Source organism: Pseudomonas sp. RA_5y_Pfl1_P24 (genome assembly GCF_963970945.1).
In the GTDB taxonomy this organism is placed as follows: domain Bacteria; phylum Pseudomonadota; class Gammaproteobacteria; order Pseudomonadales; family Pseudomonadaceae; genus Aquipseudomonas; species Aquipseudomonas tritici.
Map to the genome: position 1 here is coordinate 48,533 of NZ_CAXAOJ010000020.1, position 21,253 is coordinate 69,785.

At 59.5% G+C, this 21,253-nt stretch carries 19 protein-coding genes; 6 read left to right on the top strand and 13 right to left on the bottom strand.

Features of this window, described 5'->3' with window-relative positions; translation table 11 throughout:
• Positions 1-181: 181 nt before the first annotated feature.
• The 9 genes from panC to dksA all read right to left on the bottom strand — a co-directional run bounded on the left by panC (position 182) and on the right by dksA (position 10,753).
• Entirely contained in the window at positions 182-1,033 is an 852-nt protein-coding gene (gene panC, locus AACY30_RS25485; RefSeq protein WP_339541311.1) for a pantoate--beta-alanine ligase, read from the bottom strand.
• Entirely contained in the window at positions 1,030-1,830 is an 801-nt protein-coding gene (gene panB / locus AACY30_RS25490; RefSeq protein WP_049711503.1) for a 3-methyl-2-oxobutanoate hydroxymethyltransferase, read from the bottom strand. The genes panC and panB overlap by 4 nt, the downstream gene beginning before the upstream one ends.
• Positions 1,831-2,108: 278 nt before the next feature.
• Positions 2,109-2,594, bottom strand: coding sequence for a 2-amino-4-hydroxy-6-hydroxymethyldihydropteridine diphosphokinase (gene folK / locus AACY30_RS25495; protein ID WP_339471749.1), 486 nt, complete (start codon positions 2,592-2,594; stop codon positions 2,109-2,111).
• 2 nt (positions 2,595-2,596) lie between these two features.
• Complete coding sequence (locus AACY30_RS25500; protein WP_065875682.1) at positions 2,597-4,000, bottom strand: polynucleotide adenylyltransferase PcnB; 1,404 nt, start codon at positions 3,998-4,000, stop codon at positions 2,597-2,599.
• Positions 4,001-4,708: 708 nt separating this feature from the next.
• On the bottom strand, positions 4,709-6,139 hold the full coding sequence (locus AACY30_RS25505) for a sigma-54-dependent transcriptional regulator (RefSeq protein WP_339471750.1): 1,431 nt from the start codon (positions 6,137-6,139) through the stop codon (positions 4,709-4,711).
• A 22-nt stretch (positions 6,140-6,161) separates the two neighbouring features.
• Positions 6,162-9,116, bottom strand: coding sequence for a sensor histidine kinase (locus tag AACY30_RS25510; RefSeq protein WP_175402993.1), 2,955 nt, complete (start codon positions 9,114-9,116; stop codon positions 6,162-6,164).
• The gene (locus AACY30_RS25515) at positions 9,100-9,276 is read right to left on the bottom strand and encodes a hypothetical protein (RefSeq protein WP_003176118.1); all 177 of its coding nucleotides are present in this window, start codon (positions 9,274-9,276) and stop codon (positions 9,100-9,102) included. The genes AACY30_RS25510 and AACY30_RS25515 overlap by 17 nt, the downstream gene beginning before the upstream one ends.
• Positions 9,277-9,338: 62 nt before the next feature.
• Positions 9,339-10,226, bottom strand: a complete 888-nt coding sequence (gene gluQRS, locus AACY30_RS25520; protein ID WP_339420308.1) for a tRNA glutamyl-Q(34) synthetase GluQRS — start codon at positions 10,224-10,226, stop codon at positions 9,339-9,341.
• A gap of 83 nt (positions 10,227-10,309) precedes the next feature.
• Positions 10,310-10,753 (bottom strand): RNA polymerase-binding protein DksA, encoded by a 444-nt coding sequence (gene dksA / locus AACY30_RS25525; RefSeq protein ID WP_025857127.1) that lies wholly within the window; start codon positions 10,751-10,753, stop codon positions 10,310-10,312.
• A gap of 319 nt (positions 10,754-11,072) precedes the next feature.
• On the opposite strand from dksA, the gene AACY30_RS25530 reads away from it, so the two are divergent.
• Both AACY30_RS25530 and sfsA read left to right on the top strand, forming a co-directional pair.
• Positions 11,073-12,245, top strand: a complete 1,173-nt coding sequence (locus AACY30_RS25530) for a pyridoxal phosphate-dependent aminotransferase (protein ID WP_339471752.1) — start codon at positions 11,073-11,075, stop codon at positions 12,243-12,245.
• The gene (sfsA, locus tag AACY30_RS25535; RefSeq protein WP_339541312.1) at positions 12,245-12,955 is read left to right on the top strand and encodes a DNA/RNA nuclease SfsA; all 711 of its coding nucleotides are present in this window, start codon (positions 12,245-12,247) and stop codon (positions 12,953-12,955) included. The genes AACY30_RS25530 and sfsA overlap by 1 nt, the downstream gene beginning before the upstream one ends.
• On the opposite strand, the gene AACY30_RS25540 is transcribed toward sfsA, so the two are convergent.
• A complete protein-coding gene (locus AACY30_RS25540; RefSeq protein WP_339420311.1) occupies positions 12,952-13,269 on the bottom strand; it encodes a Rieske (2Fe-2S) protein in 318 nt (105 codons plus the stop codon). The two genes, sfsA and AACY30_RS25540, sit on opposite strands and share 4 nt — an antisense overlap.
• A gap of 156 nt (positions 13,270-13,425) precedes the next feature.
• Here AACY30_RS25540 and AACY30_RS25545 point away from each other — a divergent pair, with 156 nt between their 5' ends.
• From AACY30_RS25545 to AACY30_RS25555, 3 genes are read left to right on the top strand one after another with little or no spacing between them, the layout of a single operon-like run.
• Positions 13,426-14,304: a heme/hemin ABC transporter substrate-binding protein gene (locus AACY30_RS25545; RefSeq protein ID WP_339471753.1), complete on the top strand. Its 879-nt coding sequence runs from the start codon at positions 13,426-13,428 to the stop codon at positions 14,302-14,304.
• Positions 14,301-15,338 carry a FecCD family ABC transporter permease gene (locus tag AACY30_RS25550; protein WP_339541313.1) on the top strand — a complete coding sequence of 346 codons (1,038 nt, stop codon included), beginning with the start codon at positions 14,301-14,303 and terminating at the stop codon, positions 15,336-15,338. Before AACY30_RS25545 ends, AACY30_RS25550 begins: the two co-directional genes overlap by 4 nt.
• Entirely contained in the window at positions 15,338-16,105 is a 768-nt protein-coding gene (locus AACY30_RS25555; RefSeq protein ID WP_339471755.1) for a heme ABC transporter ATP-binding protein, read from the top strand. The genes AACY30_RS25550 and AACY30_RS25555 overlap by 1 nt, the downstream gene beginning before the upstream one ends.
• A 237-nt stretch (positions 16,106-16,342) precedes the next feature.
• Here AACY30_RS25555 and AACY30_RS25560 read toward each other — a convergent pair whose 3' ends face one another.
• The 3 genes from AACY30_RS25560 to AACY30_RS25570 all read right to left on the bottom strand — a co-directional run bounded on the left by AACY30_RS25560 (position 16,343) and on the right by AACY30_RS25570 (position 18,801).
• Positions 16,343-16,615, bottom strand: a complete 273-nt coding sequence (locus AACY30_RS25560) for a TfoX/Sxy family protein (RefSeq protein WP_092248424.1) — start codon at positions 16,613-16,615, stop codon at positions 16,343-16,345.
• A gap of 192 nt (positions 16,616-16,807) precedes the next feature.
• On the bottom strand, positions 16,808-17,152 hold the full coding sequence (locus tag AACY30_RS25565) for a pentapeptide repeat-containing protein (protein WP_339420315.1): 345 nt from the start codon (positions 17,150-17,152) through the stop codon (positions 16,808-16,810).
• 92 nt (positions 17,153-17,244) lie between these two features.
• Positions 17,245-18,801, bottom strand: a complete 1,557-nt coding sequence (locus AACY30_RS25570) for a bifunctional aminoglycoside phosphotransferase/ATP-binding protein (protein WP_339541314.1) — start codon at positions 18,799-18,801, stop codon at positions 17,245-17,247.
• Between the two features lie 118 nt (positions 18,802-18,919).
• Between AACY30_RS25570 and mrcB the strand changes: the two genes are divergently transcribed.
• On the top strand, positions 18,920-21,244 hold the full coding sequence (mrcB, locus tag AACY30_RS25575; RefSeq protein WP_339420317.1) for a penicillin-binding protein 1B: 2,325 nt from the start codon (positions 18,920-18,922) through the stop codon (positions 21,242-21,244).
• Positions 21,245-21,253 lie beyond the last annotated feature (9 nt).

Below are 21,253 nucleotides of genomic sequence, written 5' to 3' on the forward strand. Positions count from 1 at the left end.
CTGAGCCCGGAACGTCCAGTCTTTCATCAAGGAATGGGTTCGGGACAGCGCTAACCATAGCGCAGGGCGATTACATTAAACCTAGCGTGTCGATATGTCTTGGTTTTGTCTGCGCTTATGCCGGTACTTTTTTGCACCGGCACTTTTTATTGACGCAGCGAGAAGGGCAACTGCAAGGGGGTCAGTCGAGGGTCAGATGCAGGTTGTCGATGAGGCGAGTGGCGCCCAGGTAGGCGGCTACCAGAATGACGATATCCCGATCCTCGGCAGTGGCCGGGCGCAGATGCACACCCTGGCGTACCTCGAGGTAGTCCAGGCGCAACCCGGCGGCTTCGATTTGCTGGACCTGTTCGGCGCGCAACGTCGCGAAGTCGTGGTCACCGGCTTTGATCGCAGCAGCGATCAGGGTGAGGCAGCCGTACAGCACCGGCGCAATAGCGCGTTGCTCGTCGGTGAGGTAGCCGTTGCGTGACGACAGCGCAAGGCCGTCGTCGGCGCGCACGGTGGGTTCGCCGATGATCTGGATCGGCATATTCAGGTCATGGACCATGGCGCGGATCACGGCCAGTTGCTGGTAATCCTTCTGGCCAAACACGGCCGTGTCCGGCTGGACCATGTTGAACAGTTTGCTGACCACCGTTGCCACACCTTCGAAATGCCCCGGGCGGCTGGCGCCGCACAGGCCTTCGGACAGTTGCGGCACGCTGACGCGAGTTTGGCCGGTCATGCCCCCGGGGTACATTTCTTCGACAGTAGGTGCGAACAATAGACTGCAACCGGCTTGCAGCAGCTTTCCCTGGTCGGCAGCCAAGGTGCGCGGGTATTTGTCCAGGTCTTCACCGGCGCCGAATTGCAGCGGGTTGACGAAGATGCTGGCGACGACGAAGTCCGCCTGCTGGGCTGCCTTGGTCACCAGTGTGGCGTGACCGCTGTGCAAGTTGCCCATGGTCGGCACAAAGCCTATGCGCTTGCCGGCGCTGCGGGCGTGAGTCACGGCAGCACGCAATTCGCGTACGGTTTTTACGGTGTTCATGCAGAGAATCCGTGTTCGGCGCCAGGGAACGTTACGCCTTTGACTTCAGCAACATAGGCGCTCAATGCGTCGTGGATACTGGCCTGGCCAATCATGAAATTCTTAACGAATTTTGGCACGCGGCCGGTGATCGACAGGCCGAGCATGTCATGTAACACCAGCACCTGGCCATCGGTTGCGGAACCCGCGCCGATACCGATGACTGGCACTTTGACGGCCTGGGTGATTTCGGCGGCCAGTTCGCTCGGCACGCACTCGAGCAGGATCATTGCAGCGCCTGCTTGTTCCAGGGCGATTGCATCGGCACGCATCTGCCGTGCCTGCGCCTCATTGCGGCCCTGTACCTTGTAGCCGCCGAGGAGGTTCACCGACTGTGGCGTCAGGCCCATGTGTGCGCACACCGGCACACCACGTTCCGCCAGTAGGCGGATCGATTCGGCAAGCCACACCGCGCCTTCAACTTTGATCATGTGCGCACCGGCTTGCATCAACTTGCCGGCATTCTGGAAAGTCTGTTCGAGCGTCGCGTAACCCATGAACGGCAGGTCGGCGATGATAAACGCGCCGTCGTTGCCGCGCTTGACGCTGGCCGTGTGGTACGCCAATTCATCGGTGGTGACGGGCAGGGTGCTGTCATTCCCTTGAAGAACCATGCCCAGGGAGTCGCCCACCAGCAACACTTCAACCCCGGCCTGGCAGCTGGCGTGGGCGAACGTGGCGTCATAGCAGGTCAGCATGGTGATTTTTTCACCCTTGAGCTTGAGGCTCTGCAAGGTGGTCAGGGTAATGTCTGGCATGAAAAGGGTCCTCGTTCAGGCGCTTGGAAACAGCGAGTAACGCGCGTGAGTCTTCGTTTATTCAGGCGCACTGTCTTGAGAGCAGTGCTTATAAGGCCTGGATTGCGCCCTTTAGCGCCGGGTTGGCGGCAGCGGGACGCCTATAGTCGTGAGGAGGGCACGGGAAGTCAATTGGATGTGTTACCGCATTGTTACGATGGCTGTGTTACCGCTGTTACTGACGCGATTCAGCAAGTGGGAAAGCGATTTTAAGTGCGCAGGCTCCCACATTGACCCAGTCAGTCTTGGGGCAAGCGTTCCAGGCCGAGAAACGGGCAGGCGGCCAGCAAGTCGCTGAGCATTTGACCGTCGGGCAGTTGCAGCGCGGCGGGCGCCAGCTCGGCCAGTGGATACAGCACAAACGCCCGCAGGTGCATTTGATAGTGCGGCACCTTGAGGCGCGGCTCGTCGATCAGGCGATCGCCAAACAGCAGGATGTCCAGGTCGAGAGTGCGCGGGCCCCAACGCTCAAGGCGTTCGCGGCCTTGATCGTTCTCGATGGCTTGCAGCGCATCCAGCAGTTCAAGGGGCGCAAGGCTACTGTCCAAGGCAGCAACCGCATTGGTGTAGCGCGGTTGGCCTGGGAGCAGGGAGTCACTTTGATAAAAGGCGGAGACGCCAGCAACGGTGGTGCCTGGCAATTGTGCCAGCGCTTCGATAGCGCTGCGCAATTGCTGATCCGGGGCAGCCAGATTGCTGCCCATGCCGATGTAGATACGTTCCACGTTTATTCGCCTGCAGCGCCCGAGGCGTCAGCCGAACTGCGCTTGCGTTTGGTGCTGCTGCGTCGACGCTTCTTAGGGCCAGCGCCTTCGCCATCGCCTTTGCTGCCGAGGTCACGAATCATGTCGCGGCGCTCGCTGTCATTGGCGTCCTGATAGTCGGTCCACCATTCGCCCAGGCCGTCGGTCTGCTCGCCGGCGCTTTCGCGCAGCAGCAGGAAGTCGTAGCCGGCGCGGAAGCGCGGGTTATCCAGCAACAGATCGGCGCGTTTGCCGCTGCGACGTGGCAGGCGCTCTTGCATGTCCCAGATCTCGCGGATCGGCAGGGTGAAGCGTTTGGGAATGGCGATGCGTTGGCACTGCTCGACGATCAACTCATGCGCGGCTTCTTGCATGGCTGGAATCGGCGGCATGCCACGATCCTGCAGGCGCAGTACGCGTTTTGGCAGGGCTGGCCACAACAAAGCGGCAAACAGGAACGCCGGGGTGACCGGCTTGTTCTGCTTGATGCGCAGGTCGGTGTTGATCAGCGCTTCGCTGATCAAGGTGTGGGTGTACGTCGGGTTGTGTTCCAAAGCCTCGGCGCTGGCCGGGAACAGTGGGTCGAACAACTGCAGGTCCACCAGCATTTCAAAGGTGTCGGCGGCGTAGCCCGAGAGGAACAGCTTGAGCACTTCCTCGAACAGGCGTGCCGAGGGAATCTCGCGCAGCATCGGTGCCAGTTCGCGAATCGGCGCGGCGGTGTGCTTCTCGATGCCGAAGTTCAGCTTGGCGGCGAAACGCACGGCCCGCAGCATGCGCACCGGGTCTTCCTGGTAGCGTTGTACCGGGTCGCCGATCAGGCGGATCAGGTTATTACGAATATCGTGTACGCCATTGGCGTAATCGAGGATGCGCTCGCTGACCGGGTCGTAATACAGGGCGTTGATGGTGAAGTCGCGTCGCTGCGCGTCTTCTTCCAGGGTGCCATAGACGTTGTCGCGCAAGATGCGCCCGCTTTCGTTGCGGGAAGATTGATTGGTGTCTTCCTCTTCATCGTTCTGCGGGTGGCCTGCACGGAACGTCGCCACTTCGATGATTTCGCGACCGAAGTGGATATGCACCAGCTTGAAGCGCCGGCCGATGATCCGCGCATTGCGGAATTCGGCACGCACTTGCTCAGGCGTGGCGCTGGTGGCGACGTCGAAGTCTTTCGGCGTGATATTGAGCAGCATGTCACGTACGCAGCCACCCACCAGATAAGCCTGGTAGCCGGCGTTCTGCAAACGTTCGACGATGTTCACTGCATAACGGCTGAATTGAGCGCGCTGCAATGAATGCTGATTGCTGTTAAGCACTTCAGGCGTGCTGCGAATGTGTTGCGTACGACGCAAGGGAGAACGGAATGACTGGAACAACTTCTTCAGCATGGGATGCACTGTTTGAAGGAATGTTCGGCCATAACGAAGAATGACCGCATGATGGGCGGGGATTCTAGCATTTAGTCAGGGGATGGTGTAGGAACAAGCTGCAAGCCCCAAGCCAAAAGCTTCAAGAGATTGCTGGAAAGCCAATTCGCAGAAACTACAAGGGGAGCCGAAGCTCCCCCAGAAGTAGTTGCGTGCTCTATTTTTATTATTGGTTGCGGGCTTCTTGTTTTTGTTGATCGCCCTCGCCATGAAGCTTCACCTTCATGACACTCCCAATCGGGAGTCAAGAGCAAACGGATTGCTTTGGTTGCTGTGTTGCTGATCTACGATCCAACCAGTTCAGGCTCTGCCTTAGGGCAGTTTTTGTTGTTCTCGGCCTGGTTGCGGGGTAAGCCCCAAATGCAACGCCTCTCCAAAAGAATCAGTTAGCTGCGCCTCCGCCGTGTTGTTTTTGTTATGCGTGAGTCGATTCGTCTTATTTTTATTGTCTTGTACTAAGCTTGTTATTGTTTTTGTACTAAGCATATAGCAGGGTGCGTGCCAACTTTTGCGCCGTCCAGCAAATCCGGGGTATTGAGGTGCTTTCGGGTGTTTGATGGACCAAAAAAAGCCGGGGCTTCGTTACCGTAAGCCCCGGCTTTTGTTACGCGAAATATCCGCGGTAACAGTTTTTTCACATCTGTGGGTGTTACCTGTGGGGGCGCACCCTCAACTCTCGCTGGCCACACCGGTCTTGCGCCGTGGAATGCCCAGGCGCTGGCGGCGTTCCCACAGGCACTTGCGGCTCACGCCCAGTTTGCGTGCCAGCTCGGTCTCGGTCATATGGTCCTGATGCTCAAGGACAAAATGCTGGAAGTAATCTTCCAGCGACAAATCTTCCGTCGGCTCATGGCTGGTATTGCTACCGCCGCCCGGTTGTGGGGCCAGGCCGATGAAGTCGTCGTCGTCCAAGTCGCTCAGTTCGATATCGATGCCCAGCAGCTCGGCGGAAATCTCCGGGCTTTCCGACAGAATTACCGCGCGCTCGACCGCATTTTCCAGTTCCCGCACGTTACCCGGCCACGAGTAATGCCGAATCGCCTGCTCGGCATCCGGCGCAAACTTCAGGTCGGTACGGTTGATGCGTGCGCTCTGGCGAAGCAGGAACGCGCTGGCGATCTCGTTGACGTCGGCGCCGCGTTCACGCAGTGCCGGCAGCTTGAGGGCGATCACGTGCAGGCGGTAATACAGGTCTTCACGGAACTGCCCGATCTTGGCCAGGCTTTTCAGGTCACGGTGGGTGGCCGCAATCAGGCGCACGTCGACCTTTTGCGATTGCACCGAACCGACACGGCGAATCTCACCTTCCTGCAGCACGCGCAGCAAACGCGCTTGGGCTTCCAATGGCAGTTCGCCGATTTCATCGAGGAACAAGGTGCCACCGTCCGCCGCTTCCACCAGGCCCGCACGCCCGGCGCTGGCGCCGGTGAACGCGCCTTTCTCGTGACCGAACAGTTCGGACTCGATCAGGGATTCAGGGATGGCCGCGCAGTTCACCGAAATCATCGGCGCCTTGGCACGCTTGGACAGATTGTGCAGGGCGCGGGCCACCAGTTCTTTACCGGTGCCTGATTCGCCTTGGATCAATACATTGGAGTCAGTCGGCGCGACTTTGCGGATCTTGCTGTACAGATCCTGCATGGGCGGGCACGAACCGATGATGCCGATTTCGCCATTGCTGTTATCAACCCCTGGCTTGTCGGCAGCTTTGCTGGCGGGACGCTGTTCGGCAGGCGCGCTGCTGACCGACTGACGGTCGCGCAAAATACGCGCCACCGCCTGGAGCATTTCGTCATGGTCGAAAGGCTTGGCGATGTAGTCCACCGCGCCCATCTTCATGGAGTCCACCGCCGAACGCAGGCTGGCGTAGCTGGTCATGATCAGCACCGGGGTGCCTTGGCCGAGCTTGATCAACTCAGTGCCAGGTGCGCCAGGCAGGCGCAGGTCACTGACAATCAGGTCGAACGTGGGAATGCTGAATCGCTCCTGGGCTTCCTGCACAGAGCCGGCTTCGCTGACTTGGTACTGATTTCGTTCAAGCAGGCGACGCAAGGCAGAGCGGATAATGGTTTCGTCTTCGACGATCAAAATGTGCGGCATTGATTCAATTCTCTCGACGGTCTCAGTTCACAGCGGACGTCGCTTCGACATGACGCGGCAAGGTCACCCGAATACGGGTGCCGCGTTGGCTTTCTGTGTCAGCCGGGCTGTCGATGGTGATTTGTCCATAATGCTCTTCAACGATGGAATAGACCAGTGCAAGGCCCAGACCGGTACCTTCACCCGGGTCCTTGGTGGTGAAGAAGGGTTCGAACAATCGGTCCATGATGTTCTGTGGAATACCGCTACCTTCATCTTCGACGATCAGATCGACCGTATGTTCGAAAGCCTCGGTCTTGACGCGTACCGCGCTGCCGGCGGGGGTCGCATCGCGGGCGTTGGACAGCAGGTTGATCAGCACTTGAGCCAGGCGTTGTGAGTCGCCATCTACCCAGTGGTCCGGGTCGCACAAGTTGAAAAACTGTACTTCGAAATTACGCCGGTTCAAGGCGAGCAAGCCTATGGCATCCTGCGCCACTTCGGCCAGGCACACGGCTTCGTCCTGGTTCTGATGGCCGCCTGCGTGGGCGAAGCTCATCAGCGACTGCACGATCCGCGAGACGCGCTTGGTCTGTTCGAGGATTTGCCCGCTGATCTCGGTAATTTCGCCGTCTTCTTCTCGCTCTTCCCTTAGATTCTGCGCCAGGCACGCGATACCGGTGATCGGATTACCGATTTCATGGGCCACCCCCGCTGCCAGTCGACCGATACTGGCCAGGCGCTCGGAGTGCACCAGCTTGTCTTCGAGCATCTGGGTTTCGGTCAGGTCTTCCACCAGCAACACCAGGCCGCTGTTACCGGGGGCGAGGGGTTCATCGATGGCGGCCTTGTGCAGGTTGAGCCAGCGTGTCTGGCCGTCGAGGGCCAGATGCTGCTTGTGCAAGTGCTCGTCGGGCAAGTTGATAAAACCTTGCAGCAATTCTTTCCACGGCTCGCCCAGGGTATTGAGGCGTGAACCGACGACGCGTTGTGCGGGGATGCCCGTGAGCTCTTCCATGGCCTTGTTCCACATCAGGATCTCTTGATCCTTGGCCAGGGAACACACGCCCATGGGCAGTTCCTGCAGGGTCTGGCGGTGGTAGCGGCGCAGGGCGTCGAGTTCGGCGGCGAGACCAGTGAGGCGGGAGTGGTAATCCTCCAGCCGGCTCTCGATGAAATGGATGTCTTCGGTGACATAGTTTTCGCCGCCGGCCTTATAGGGCAGGAACGTTTCCACCATGTCCTGGGCCACGCTCGGCCCCATCAGCCCCGACAGGTTGGCTTCGATACGATCACGTAAACGACGCAGCGCGTAGGGGCGGCGTTCGTCGAACGGCAGGTAGAGATCGCGCAGCGCCTGTTCGACTTCCTTTTGCGCTGCCTTGGCGCCCAAAGGCTTGGCCAGTTGCGTGGCGAACTCCTGGGGCGAGGCCGCATGCAATTCACGCCGTTGCGGGCGACGCACGTTATCCACCGCACAGGCTTCGGCTGCGCTGGTTTCTTCCGGGCTTGCGTTGGTGAACAGCGAGATCAGGGTGAACATCAAGACGTTGGCGGCCAAGGACGCAATCGCCGCCATGTGCCAACTGGTGTCATCCAGCACGTAAATCATGTTCAGCAACGGAATGTAGAAGCCCTGCAGGTTGCCGACCAGCGGTAGCAGCATGGTCACGACCCACACCAGGATCCCCGCCAGCAAGCCGGCGATAAACCCACGGCGATTGGCGGTCGGCCAGTACAGTACCGACAACACACCCGGCAGGAACTGCAAGGTGGCGACAAAGGCAACGATACCCAGGTTGGCCAGGTCTTGCCCGGCGCCCAGCAGCAGGTAGAAACCGTATCCGGCCATGATGATCGCAACAATCAGCGCGCGGCGCGTCCATTTCAGCCAGCGGTAGATGTTGCCTTCAGCCGGCGGCTGGTAAAGCGGCAATACCAAATGGTTGAGTGCCATGCCCGAAAGCGCCAGGGTCGTGACGATGATCAACCCGCTGGCCGCTGACAAACCGCCGACGTAAGCCAGCAGTGCCAACGCCGGGCTGTTGGCGGCAATGCCGATGCCGAGGGTGAAGTATTCCGGGTTGGTGGTTGCCCCCAGTTTCAGGCCCGCCCACAGGATCAGCGGCACAGCCAGGCTCATCAACAGCAGGAACAGCGGCAAACCCCAGCTGGCGCTGACCAGCGAGCGCGGGTTGAGGTTTTCGGTGAAGGTCATGTGGTACATGTGCGGCATCACGATCGCCGAGGCGAAGAACACCAGCAGCAGCGTGCGCCATGGGCCTTCCTGCAGGGGCGTGTGCAGGGCGGCGAGGGCGGTCTGGTTTTGCAGCAGCCACAACTCCAACTGTTGCGGGCCGTCGAACACACCGTACAGCGCATAGAGGCCGACGCCGCCAATGGCGATCAGCTTGATCACCGACTCGAAGGCAATCGCAAACACAAGGCCTTCGTGTTTCTCACGGGTGGCGATATGGCGCGAGCCGAAGAAAATCGTGAACAGGCTGATCAGCGCGCAGAACGCCAGGGCGACTCTATGTTGCACCGGCTCGCGGGTGAGGATGCTGATGGAGTCGGCCACGGCCTGGATTTGCAGGGCCAGCAACGGCAATACACCGATCAACATGAAAATGGTGGTCAGTGCGCCGGCCCAGGTGCTGCGAAAGCGGAAGGCAAACAGGTCGGCCAAGGATGACAATTGATAAGTGCGGGTGATCTTCAGGATCGGGTACAGCAACACCGGCGCCAGCAGAAACGCGCCGGACACCCCGAGATAGCTGGAAAGAAAGCCATAACCGTATTGATAAGCCAGGCCGACGGTGCCGTAAAAGGCCCAGGCACTGGCATACACGCCCAGGGACAAGGTGTAGGTCAACGGATGGCGAATGATCGCCCGCGGAATCATTCCGCGCTCACTGATCCAGGCGACGCCGAACAACGCGGCCAGATAGGCGGCGCTTATCAGCAGCATCTGCGTGAGGCTAAAGCTCATCGGCATCTTTTTGGCTCTGCAGGATGAAAGTCACGACGATCAGAATCAGCCACAGCAAATAAGGGCGATACCAGGCGCCCGTGGCGTCGATCCACCAATCCATGATGGCGGGAGAAAACAGGTAGATCCCGACGACCAGCAGCAGGACCAATCGATAGATGTACATGTTGGCCTCTGATTGAAAAACTGCGGCGATGGTAACGGATGCTTGGCAAGCTGCAAGCGCCTTCAGCTCAATTGCGCTTCGGCCAGCGTGAGTGCACGCGGGATCTTTGTCGCATCCCAGTGCGAAATGCCCCAATCCAGCAGTTCTCGTGGGCTGGCGTGCAACAGTTCGGCGCCGGGTTGCTGGCCGAGGGCGCGAAGGGCTCTCAGTAGCAAAGGCGTGGCCTGGTCGGGCGTCAACGGTGGGGAACGATAGGATTTGCCCAGCTTGTTACCGTCCGGCTGGATGATCAGCGGCACGTGCAGGTAGCGCGGTTGGCGCAGGCCGAGCAACTCTTGCAAGTAGAGTTGGCGTGGCGTGGAGTCGAGCAGGTCAGCGCCGCGCACGATGTCGGTAACACCTTGCCATGCATCGTCGAGCACCACAGCCAGTTGATAGGCATAAAGGCCATCTCGGCGACGGATGACGAAATCGCCTACATCGCGTCCCAGGTGCTGTCGGAATTCGCCCTGAACACGGTCGGTAAAGTGGTACGCAAGCTCAGGAACACGCAAGCGGATGGCGGCGTCCTGCTGATCGTGACCGGCATTGCGACACAGGCCTGGGTAGATCCCGTTGTAGGGTTCCAGTTGTTTGCGTGAGCAGGTGCAGGCGTAGGCCAGGCCTTGGTTGAACATGTCGTTCAGCACTTTGGCGTAGGCTTCGTGCCGCTCGCTTTGTCGGACCAGTTCACCGTCCCATTCAAAGCCGTAGCTTTCCAGTGCGTGCAGAATCGCGGCTTGGGCGCCGGGCGCTTCACGGGGTGGGTCGAGGTCTTCCATGCGCATCAACCAGCGGCCGTTATTGGCGCGGGCATCAAGGTAGGAGGCGAGAGCGGCGACCAGCGAGCCGAAATGCAAGTGGCCACTGGGCGTGGGGGCGAAACGCCCGATATAGGTAGAGGCTGTCATGGGCCGGATACTACTGGAAATTCGGTAAATGCCAGAAACAAAAATGGGGCGTTTGCACGCCCCATTCGTTCAGCTCGGCGGGATTACTTGCCGACCTGTTTTTCCTTGATTTCGGCCAAGGTCTTGCAGTCCACGCAGAGGTCCGCGGTTGGGCGGGCTTCCAGGCGACGGATACCGATCTCGACACCGCAGGATTCGCACCAGCCGTATTCTTCGTCCTTGATCAGCTGCAGCGTCTTGTCGATCTTCTTGATCAACTTGCGCTCGCGATCGCGGGCGCGCAGTTCAAGGGCGAATTCTTCTTCCTGGCTCGCACGGTCGGCCGGATCAGGGAAGTTGGCTGCTTCGTCCTTCATATGGTCAACGGTGCGGTCGACCTCCTGCATCAAGTCCTGTTTCCACTTGTTCAGGATTTTGGTGAAGTGCTCGCGCATGGGCTCGCCCATGTACTCCTCACCTTTCTTCTCTACGTAAGGTTCGAAGCCGTTGAGGCCTTGAGTCTGCTGTTGCTTTGCTTGGGTGGACATGAATAGACCGCCTCTCACTCTTCTAATCCATTGCGCAGGATTGCAACGTCACCGACACCTGCCGGCCCTGCGGCTGCAAGCGGGCGAACTTACCAGATAGATTCGGGGTGCGCCACTCCCGGTTGTCGAGGCCCATGGCTAAGGGGTTGCAAACTACATCAGCCCGCCATTGCTGGGTATGTGTTGCCTCGAGTGTTGATTTTAGTCGTTTTGCAAGCGCTTGCCCGATCCGTACAGGCCGCCGGGCAGGCAATAGAACATGTTTTACGGCGCGGGTTCGGTAGAATCCAGATTTTGTCCCTACCGTTAAGGAAGGCTAATGGCTCAGCCCTACAGTGCGCGCAGTCGCGCCATCGAACCTTTTCATGTCATGGCATTGCTGGCGCGGGCCAATGAGCTGCAGGCCGCCGGGCATGACGTGATCCACCTGGAAATCGGGGAGCCGGATTTCACTACCGCTGAGCCGATCATCCAAGCCGGCCAGGCAGCATTGGCCAATGGCAAGACCCGTTACACCGCGGCCCGCGGACTGCCGGAACTGCGCGAAGCCATCAGCGGTTTCTATCAGCTGCGCTACGGGCTGAACGTTGACCCCCAGCGTATTTTGATCACCCCTGGTGGTTCCGGTGCCTTGTTGCTGGCCAGCAGCCTGTTGGTGGACCCGGGCAAGCATTGGTTGCTCGCAGATCCAGGCTACCCCTGTAATCGCCACTTCCTGCGATTGGTGGAGGGCGCGGCGCAACTGGTGCCGGTTGGCCCCGAGGTGCGCTATCAGTTGACCGCCGGCCTGGTAGCCAAGCACTGGGACCAGGACAGTGTGGGCGCGCTGGTAGCGTCGCCAGCCAACCCGACTGGGACGATCCTGACCCGCGACGAATTGGCCGGTCTTTCCGGCGCAATCAAAGCGCGCAACGGCCATCTGGTGGTGGATGAGATTTACCATGGCCTGACCTACGGCACGGACGCAGCCAGCGTGCTGGAAGTCGACGATGATGCTTTCGTCCTGAATAGTTTTTCGAAGTATTTCGGCATGACCGGCTGGCGGCTGGGTTGGTTGGTTGCGCCGCCTGACGCTGTGGGTGAATTGGAGAAACTGGCGCAAAACCTCTACATCAGTGCGCCAAGCATGGCGCAGCACGCGGCGCTGGCCTGCTTCACTCCACAAACCCTGAACATTCTGGAAGAGCGCCGGGCAGAATTTGGTCGCCGTCGCGACTTCCTGCTGCCAGCCTTGCGCGAGCTGGGATTCGGTATTGCCGTCGAGCCGGAAGGCGCATTCTATTTGTATGCCGATATAAGCGCGTTCGGCGGTGATGCCTTCGCATTCTGTCGCCACTTCCTCGAAACCGAGCATGTGGCATTTACCCCAGGCCTGGATTTTGGCCGCTATAAAGCCGGCCACCATGTGCGCTTTGCCTACACGCAAAACCTCGATCGGTTACAGGAAGCAGTGGAGCGGATCGCACGTGGCTTGCGGAGTTGGCAAGGCTGATGCGCTTTAATCCTCCCCTCGAAGAAGCGCGGCTGATTCGCCGTTACAAGCGTTTTCTCACCGATATCGAAACCGTTAGCGGCGAGTTGATGACCATTCATTGCCCTAATACCGGCTCGATGCTCAATTGCATGGTCGAAGGCGGGCAGGTCTGGTTCAGCCGCTCCAATGACCCCAAACGCAAGTTGCCCGGCACCTGGGAAATCGCCGAGACACCCCAGGGCCGTCTGGCGTGCGTGAACACGGCGCGTGCCAATCAGTTGGTCGAGGAGGCATTGCGTGCTGGGGTAATTACCGAACTCAATGGCTTCACCGCCTTGAAGCGCGAAGTACCCTACGGTCAGGAGAAAAGTCGCATCGACTTTCGCCTGGAGTATCCCGACGGCGCGGCCTACGTTGAAGTCAAAAGCGTGACCCTGGGCTTTGATGGCTCCTCGGTTGCCGCCTTCCCCGATGCGGTGACCCAGCGCGGCGCCAAGCATTTGCGCGAACTGGCCCATCTGGCGCGCGAGGGCGTGCGGGCAGTGCAATTGTATTGCGTCAATCTCTCGGGGATTGATGCAGTGCGCCCGGCCGTGGAGATCGACGCCGGTTACGCCTCTGCGCTACGTGAAGCCAAGGCGGCGGGGGTTGAAGTGCTGGCCTATGGCGTGCGGGTTACATCAGAAGAAATCTGTGTAGATCGACGGTTGGACGTGCTACTCGACTAGAGTTCCACCCAAAGGCCTTGGGCGTCTTCGCGGCCAAGCAGGGGGGTGAGGCTTTGGCCGGCGCAAGGGCCGGCGATGCACTCGCCGCTTTCGATCAGGAACAGAGCGCCGTGGGTGGCGCATTGGATCAGGCTGGCGCTGGAGTCGAGGAACTGATCGGGTTGCCATTCCAGTGGAACACCGCGATGGGGGCAGCGGTTGATATAGAAGTAGGGCACGCCGTCTCGGCGCACGGCCAACAGCTTGCAGCCGTCGATGTCAAAACCGAGGCTGCTGTCTGGCGCGAGGGTGTCGGAGGAGCAGAGAAACTTCATTTCAGTCCTTAAGTGCCTTGACGTTCAAATGCAAACAATTATCAAATGCCGGCTTCGTTCGTTAGCTGTGCGGGTGCTCATTACGATGCAGGGCAAGCGTTTTCTGTCACGTCGATGAGTGCTTGAGCGGCCCTGCCCCTGGAAGGAAACCCTGTTATGCGCCTGAGTGCCAGCGCTATCGCGCTTGTTGTCGGACTGCTGGTCAACCATGGGGCCCAAGCCTCTGAACTGCCACAACGCTGGGTAAGTGCCGGTGGGGCGCTGTCGGAATGGGTGACGGTCCTGGGCGGTGAGTCAAAATTGGTGGGGGTCGATACCACCAGTCAGCATCCCGAATCCCTCAAGGCGTTGCCGAGCATTGGGTACCAGCGACAGTTGTCGGCTGAAGGCATCCTGAGTTTGCGCCCGCAAGTGCTGGTGGGGACTGAAGAAATGGGCCCACCGCCTGTACTGGCGCAGATTCGTAGCGCGGGCGTGCAGGTGGAGATGTTCTCAGCGCAACCGGACTTGTCTGCGTTAAAAGGCAATCTTCAGCACTTGGGCAAGTTGCTGGGCAGTGACGCCAAGGCCACCGAATTGTTTGCCGGATATGAGCAGGCGCTGAATCAGCAAAAGCGTTGGGTTGCCAAGGCTCAGTCCACCCAAAATGCGCCAGGTGTACTGCTGCTGCTCGGGCATGCAGGCGGCAAGCCGTTGATCGCGGGCAAAGACACCGCGGCTGATTGGATGTTGCGACAGGCGGGCGGGCGCAATCTGGCGACCCATAGTGGTTACAAACCTTTTTCGGTGGAGTCGTTGGCGGGGTTGAGCCCGGAGGTTCTTGTGTTTGCTGACCGTGCCCTTAGTGGTGATGCGGCGCGTGCGGCGCTATTCAAAGAGAACCCGATCCTGGCTTCCACACCGGCGGCTAAGAATGGGCGGGTGTTTGAGGTGGACACCACCTTGTTGGTCGGCGGGCTTGGACCGCGCCTGCCGCAAAGCCTGGCAGAGCTGTCTGCCGGGTTCTATCCGTCCCAGGCTAAGCCTACCCCATGACCACGTTGGTTAAACCGAAGGCGTTGTTTATTGGGCTGGCGCTGTTGTGTGTATTGGCTATCTGGCTCTCGCTGGCGTTGGGGCCGGTCAGCTTGCCATGGCTGGATACCCTCAACGCCGCGTTGCGACTGATGGGGCTGCCTATTCAGGCACAGGGGCTGGAGCAGGCTGAGCTGATCCTGGGGCAGATCCGTTTGCCGCGTACGCTGATGGGGTTGGCGGTCGGCGGTGTGTTGGCTTTGTCGGGAGTGGCGATGCAGGGATTGTTCCGCAACCCTCTGGCTGATCCTGGGTTAGTCGGGGTTTCCAGCGGTGCGGCGTTGGGGGCTGCAGTGGCGATTGTCGGTGCTTCGTTTTTGGGCGGTTTGCCGGATGCGTTCGGGCCGTACTTGTTGTCGCTGTGCGCATTCCTCGGCGGGCTGGGCGTCACCGCATTGGTCTATCGACTGGGGCGGCGCAACGGCCAAACCAATGTCGCGACGATGCTGCTTGCCGGCATTGCCCTTACAGCCCTCGCCGGTTCTGCGGTGGGCCTGTTTACCTACCTGGCCGATGACGCCACCTTGCGCACCCTGACGTTCTGGAACCTGGGCAGCCTAAACGGCGCCAGCTATTCACGGTTATGGCCGCTGTTGCTGGTGAGCGCGGGCGTGGCGCTGTGGTTGCCGCGCCGAGCGAAGGCGTTGAATGCATTGCTGCTCGGCGAGTCAGAAGCCAATCACCTTGGGATTGATGTGGAAAGGCTTAAGCGTGAGCTGGTCTTCTGCACGGCTTTGGGGGTGGGCGCAGCCGTGGCCGCAGCGGGCCTGATTGGCTTCGTGGGCCTGGTGGTACCGCATCTGGTGAGATTGCTGACGGGGCCGGATCATCGGGTGCTGTTGCCAGCATCCGTATTGGCGGGTGCAAGCCTGCTGTTGTTTGCCGATCTGGTAGCGCGTCTTGCCTTGGCGCCGGCTGAACTGCCGATCGGCATCGTCACTGCGTTTATAGGCGCTCCGTTTTTTCTTTACCTGTTGTTGCGGGGGCGTGCCTGATGCTGCGTGTGGAAGACTTGCAGATCTGTCGCGGGCGCAAAATTGTGTTGGCGAATGTCACCCTCGATTTATTGGCGGGCGAAGTGCTTGGCGTATTGGGCCCAAATGGCGCGGGTAAAAGCACGTTGCTAGGAGCGTTGTGCGGTGAACTGCATCCCGATCAGGGCAAGGTCTGGCTGGATCAACGACCGTTGAGCGAATGGAGTGGCGCGCAGCGGGCGCAGCGCCTCGCGGTCTTGCCACAGACGTCGACGCTGGACTTTGCGTTCCGCGTCGAACAGGTTGTCGGCATGGGGCGCTTGCCACATCACACTGGGCGAGTGCGCGACGACGAGATTATCGAGGCCGCCTTGCAGGCGGCAGATGTGGGTCACTTGAGCGGTCGCAGCTACCTGGCGTTGTCTGGCGGGGAGCGTCAACGCGTTCATCTCGCGCGCGTGCTTGCGCAGTTATGGCCAGGTGAAGCCGGGCAGACGTTGTTGCTGGATGAGCCGACGTCAATGCTGGACCCATTGCACCAACATACGACCTTGCAGGCCATTCGGACCTTTGCTGATCGAGGGGCGGCAGTGCTGGTGATCCTTCATGACCTGAACCTGGCGGCGCGTTACTGTGATCGAATTCTATTGCTGGAGGCGGGGCGTCCCCATGCCCTGGATACACCGGCGCAGGTAATGCAGCCTGAGCCGCTGAAAGCGGTGTTTGGTCTGGATGTGCTCGTGCAACCCCATCCGGAACGTGGGCATCCGTTGATTATTGCGCGCTAGGTTTTGACAGACAAAAAAAGACCCGGCAAGAGCCGGGTCAAATAACCGTGATTAGCCTGATGAGGAGATAATCTGAGAGTCCGAACCAATGGTCTTTCAGTTATCGGCTGATCTCGCGACCAGTTGTGATAATCATAACGATTCTCATTTGAGAGTCAACATTTGTTTTTGCATGTCTTCCGCGTTTTCTCAAACGTATGTTCGCAATGCCTGTAAATGTTGGGTTTTATAGTCGAGCTAATTTTTCTGGCGTGTCGACAGAGCGTCCAATTGACGGTTCAACGCTTCCTTGCGCTCGGCAGGAATGTCGTTCCAGTGCACATCCATCAATGCCCCTTCGATGGCATACAGCAGCACTTTTGACGCACGGAACCCGCGCGTCCGCACGGCTCGGTAAGCATCGACCGCGCCCAGGCGACGCAAGTCGGACGCACTGTGGATCCCCACCGCATGCAGCCACTGTGCTGACGTCTTGCCGAGGTTTTTCAGGTGTTGCAGCTCATCGTTCATCAAGCCTCCTTGCGACGGCCGAATGGTTCGGTGGGTATCGTGACCAGGCAAGCCTGAACAGGAGTGTAGCGCTCAGTAGGAAAAGCGTAGTTCTTTAGTCGGAAACGGCCTAAAGACTTATGAGAATGACTAAATCATGCAGGCGGGAAGTCCCCGGTTCGACTATGCGAAACCGGGGTAGAGGCAGGGGGTTTAGCGGGTACGGTAGCGTAGGCGGGTGCCGAAATTGACCGACATAAGGATCTCGTCCGCAGTCAGTTCTGGCGGGAAGTAAGTACCGGAAATCTGCGCATGGGCCAGGCTAGCCCCTTCCAGTGGGCAGTCACGCAGGTCCAGGCCACGCAAGTCGGCGGAACGGAAATACGCGTCGGTAAAATCCACGCCAGCGGCGTTAAGCTCACGCAGGTCCAACCCACGGAAGTCGCCACCGCGCATGTCGATGACCCCGTCTTCTGGGCGTTCCTGGTTAAACCCGCGGACATCGTCTTTATGCAGGAGCGAGTAAAGCGGAGTATCAAGAAGCTTGGGCTGACTCATGAAGGCGACTCCTGTTGGATTTATGACGCCATTATAGTGCCACTATTGCTTGGTCGTGCGACTTGGCAGACGACACGACCAAGAAATTTTTCTTACAGGCCTGGCAAGCGTTGGCGAATATGCGCGACCAAGGCATCCAGGGTCCCGCTTTCATTAGTTTCGACGCGTTTGCTGAGGAGCAGTTCCTCGGCTGTCAGCGGGTCGCGATTGGCGTGCTGTTCTTCGATAACCGTCAATGTCGCGTCGGAGGGGTCGTTTTTATCTGCCTGACGTTGCGCCAACCAACTTGAGATAACGGCCTGAGGCGCATTGCAGTCCAGGATCAGGAAGGGTGCACCAGTGGCTTCAGCAATCTTGGCAGCTGCATCACGTTGTTCACGCTTAAGGAAGGTCGCATCCAGCACCACTGGGTAACCTGCGCGAAGGACGGTGTCGGCGATTTTATTTAAGCGCGCGTAGGTCGCCGCGCTGGCATCGGCTGCATAGATGCCGGCCTGATGCGTGTTTTCCACATGTTGCTCGCCGAACAGGCGCTTGCGCTCCACATCCGAACGCAGGCGCACAGCGCCCAAGGCTTCGACCAGGCGCATGGCAACGTGGCTTTTGCCTACAGCCGAAACACCGTGGGTAATCGCCAGGAAGCGCGATGGAATGGTGCTGTAGCTTTCCGCCAGGTTGGCATAGTTGCGGTATTGGCGCAGGGTCGTCGCGCGCTGCACCGGGCTGGCTTCGCTCGGCATGCTGAACAGTGAAACCTTGGCGCGTACCAGCGCACGGTAGGCTTTATAGAAGTTCAGGACTTCCAGGCCCTGATAATCACCGGTCAGCTCCAGGTACTGGCTGATGAAGCGACGCGCCAGGGACTTGAGGCCACGGTCTTCCAAGTCCATGGCCAGGAAGGCGGTGTCGGCGTACACGTCGGTAAAGCGGAAAGGCTCGTTGAACTCGATGCAGTCGAAGATCACCACGTGGCCATCGATCAAGGTTGCGTTACCCAAGTGAATATCACCGTGGCATTCGCGGGTGAAACCCTCCAGCTTGCGCTGGGCGAACAGCGGCTTGAGGCGCTCGAAGCTGCTTTCGGCCCAGGCGTGCAGCGCGTCCAGTTGAGCCAGGTCTGCCTTGTCGCTGAGGAACGGGCGGATCTGATCGAAGTTCTGGCGAACCGGTGCCATCACTTCGTCCGGGGTGCCGGCAGGGTGTTCTTGCGGGACTTTCGGCGCGGTGAGGTGGAAGTGCGCGATCTGCTTGGCCATCTCATCAATGTGCGCGCTGGTCAGTTCGCCGTTGGCTTGCAAGGTACTGAGCAATTGGCTTTGTGGGAACTGACGCATTTTCAGCGCGTACTCGATGACCGGGCCATCGCCACCCAGTTGCGGGGCTTCGGCAGTGCCGGTGATCGGCAACACTTCAAGATACAAATCGTCGGTCAAGCGCTGGTTGAGGCGCAGTTCTTCCCGGCAGAAGTGGCCGCGTTTTTCCAAGTCGGTGAAATCCAAAAAGCCGAAGTTCATCGGCTTCTTCAGTTTATAGGCGTAGGAACCGGTCAGTACGACCCAGGAAATATGGGTCTCGATGACTTGGAACGCTTCAACCGGGTGGGGGTATAAAGCCGGGTTTTGCAGGGCGGCGATCAGGGACTGGCTCACGGGCGATCCTTCAGAGTCTGGGGAAAAACATGGCGGGCATTATGGCTGCTGCGGCCGGTCGTGCAAACCGCTGTCCGGCTCATGTTGATCCTCAATAAAGTGCGTATAATCCGCCGCCATGACTCGAACCCGATCTCCCCGTTCCCGTAAAAAACCTCCCTCCCGTGGCCTGCGCCCTTGGCTGGGCTGGGCGCTCAAGCTTGGCTTGGTAGGCTTTGTGGTGCTCGCCGGCTTTGCGGTGTACCTCGACGCTGTGGTCCAGGAAAAATTCTCCGGCAAGCGCTGGACCATTCCGGCCAAGGTATACGCGCGCCCACTGGAGCTGTTCACCGGCCAGAAGCTGAGCAAGGACGACTTCCTGACCGAGCTCGACGCCTTGGGCTACCGCCGCGAGCCCGTGAGCAACGGTCCGGGTTCGGCCGCCGTCACGGGTAACACCGTCGACCTGAATACCCGTGGCTTCCAGTTCTACGAAGGCCTGGAAAAAGCCCAGCCGGTGCGCGTGCGCTTTTCCGGCGATTACGTAGCCGAGTTGTCGTCGCTCAATGGCTCCAAGCTGCCCGTGGTTCGCCTGGAACCGCTGATGATCGGCGGCATTTACCCGAAAAACCTTGAAGATCGCATTCTGATCAAGCTTGATCAGGTGCCGCCGTACCTGCTGGAAACACTGGTTGCCGTCGAAGACCGCGATTTTTACCACCACTGGGGCGTCTCGCCGAAGTCGATTGCTCGCGCGATCTGGGTGAATACGTCCGGCGGTAAGATGACCCAGGGCGGCAGCACGCTCACGCAACAATTGGTCAAGAACTTCTATCTGACCAATGAGCGCAGCCTGACGCGTAAGCTCACCGAAGCCATGATGGCGATGTTGCTGGAGCTGCATTACAGCAAGCAGGAAATCCTCGAGGCTTACCTCAATGAGGTGTTCGTCGGCCAAGATGGCCAGCGCGCCGTGCATGGTTTTGGCTTGGCCAGCCAGTTCTTCTTTGGCCAGCCGCTGTCTGAATTGAAGCTGCATCAGGTCGCGCTGCTGGTGGGCATGGTCAAGGGGCCTTCCTACTACAACCCGCGTCGTAACCCTGAGCGCGCACTGGAACGTCGTAACCTGGTGCTCGATGTGCTTGAGCAACAGGGCGTTGCCACGGCGGACCAAGTCGCTGCGGCGAAGAAAATGCCACTGGGTGTAACCACCCGCGGCAAGCTGGCGGACAGCTCCTTCCCAGGCTTTATCGACCTGGTCAAACGCCAACTGCGTGAAGACTACCGCGATGAAGACTTGACCGAAGAAGGCCTGCGGATCTTCACCAGTTTCGACCCGATCCTGCAGATGAAAGCCGAAGCGTCCGTCAATGACACCTTCAAGCGCCTCAAGGGCCGTAAAGGCTCCGATGAAGTCGAAGCGGCAATGGTTGTGACCAACCCGGAAACCGGTGAAGTGCAGGCCATGATCGGCAGTCGCCAGGCCAACTTCGCCGGTTTCAACCGTGCGCTGGATGCAGTGCGGCCGATTGGCTCGTTGGTCAAGCCCGCCGTCTACCTGACCGCCCTGGAAAAACCGAGCAAATACACCCTGACCAGCTGGCTGTCGGATGACCCATTGTCGGTCAAAGGTGCTGATGGCCAGGTGTGGACGCCACAGAACTTCGACCGTCGCTCCCACGGTACGGTGTTCCTATACCAAGGGATCGCGCACTCCTACAACATCTCCACTTCCCGCCTCGGCCTTGAAGTCGGCGTGCCGAACGTCCTCAAGACGATCGCGCGACTGGGGGTTACCCGTGAGTTCCCGGCCTTTCCGTCGATCCTGCTGGGGGCTGGCGCGATGACCCCGATGGAAGTCGCAACCATGTACCAGACCCTGGCCAACGGTGGTTTCAATACACCGATGCGCGGGATCCGTAGCGTGTTGACTGCCGAAGGTGAGCCGCTCAAGCGTTACCCGTTCCAGATTCAGCAACGTTTTGATGCGGGCTCCATCTACCTGATCCAGAACGCCATGCAGCGCGTGATGCGTGAAGGTACCGGGCGTTCGGTTTATAGCGTGCTGCCGGCGAACCTGACATTGGCAGGCAAGACCGGTACCAGTAACGATTCGCGCGACAGTTGGTTTGCCGGCTTCGGCCAGGACGTGCTGGCGGTGGTGTGGCTGGGGCGCGACGACAACGGCAAGACCCCGTTCACCGGTGCTACCGGTGCGCTGCAGGTCTGGACCAGTTTCATGCGCAAAGCCGACCCGCTGCCGTTGAACATGCCGCAGCCGGATAACATCGTTCAGGCCTGGATTGATCCGCACACGGGTCAAGGCTCCGATGCCAATTGTCCGGGCGCGGTGCAGATGCCGTATATTCGCGGCAGCGAACCGCCACCCGGTGCCGCATGCGCTGGCAGTGCACCTGCTGACGCGGAATCGGTGATGGATTGGGTCAAGGGCTGGATGAATTAAGCAAAGAGG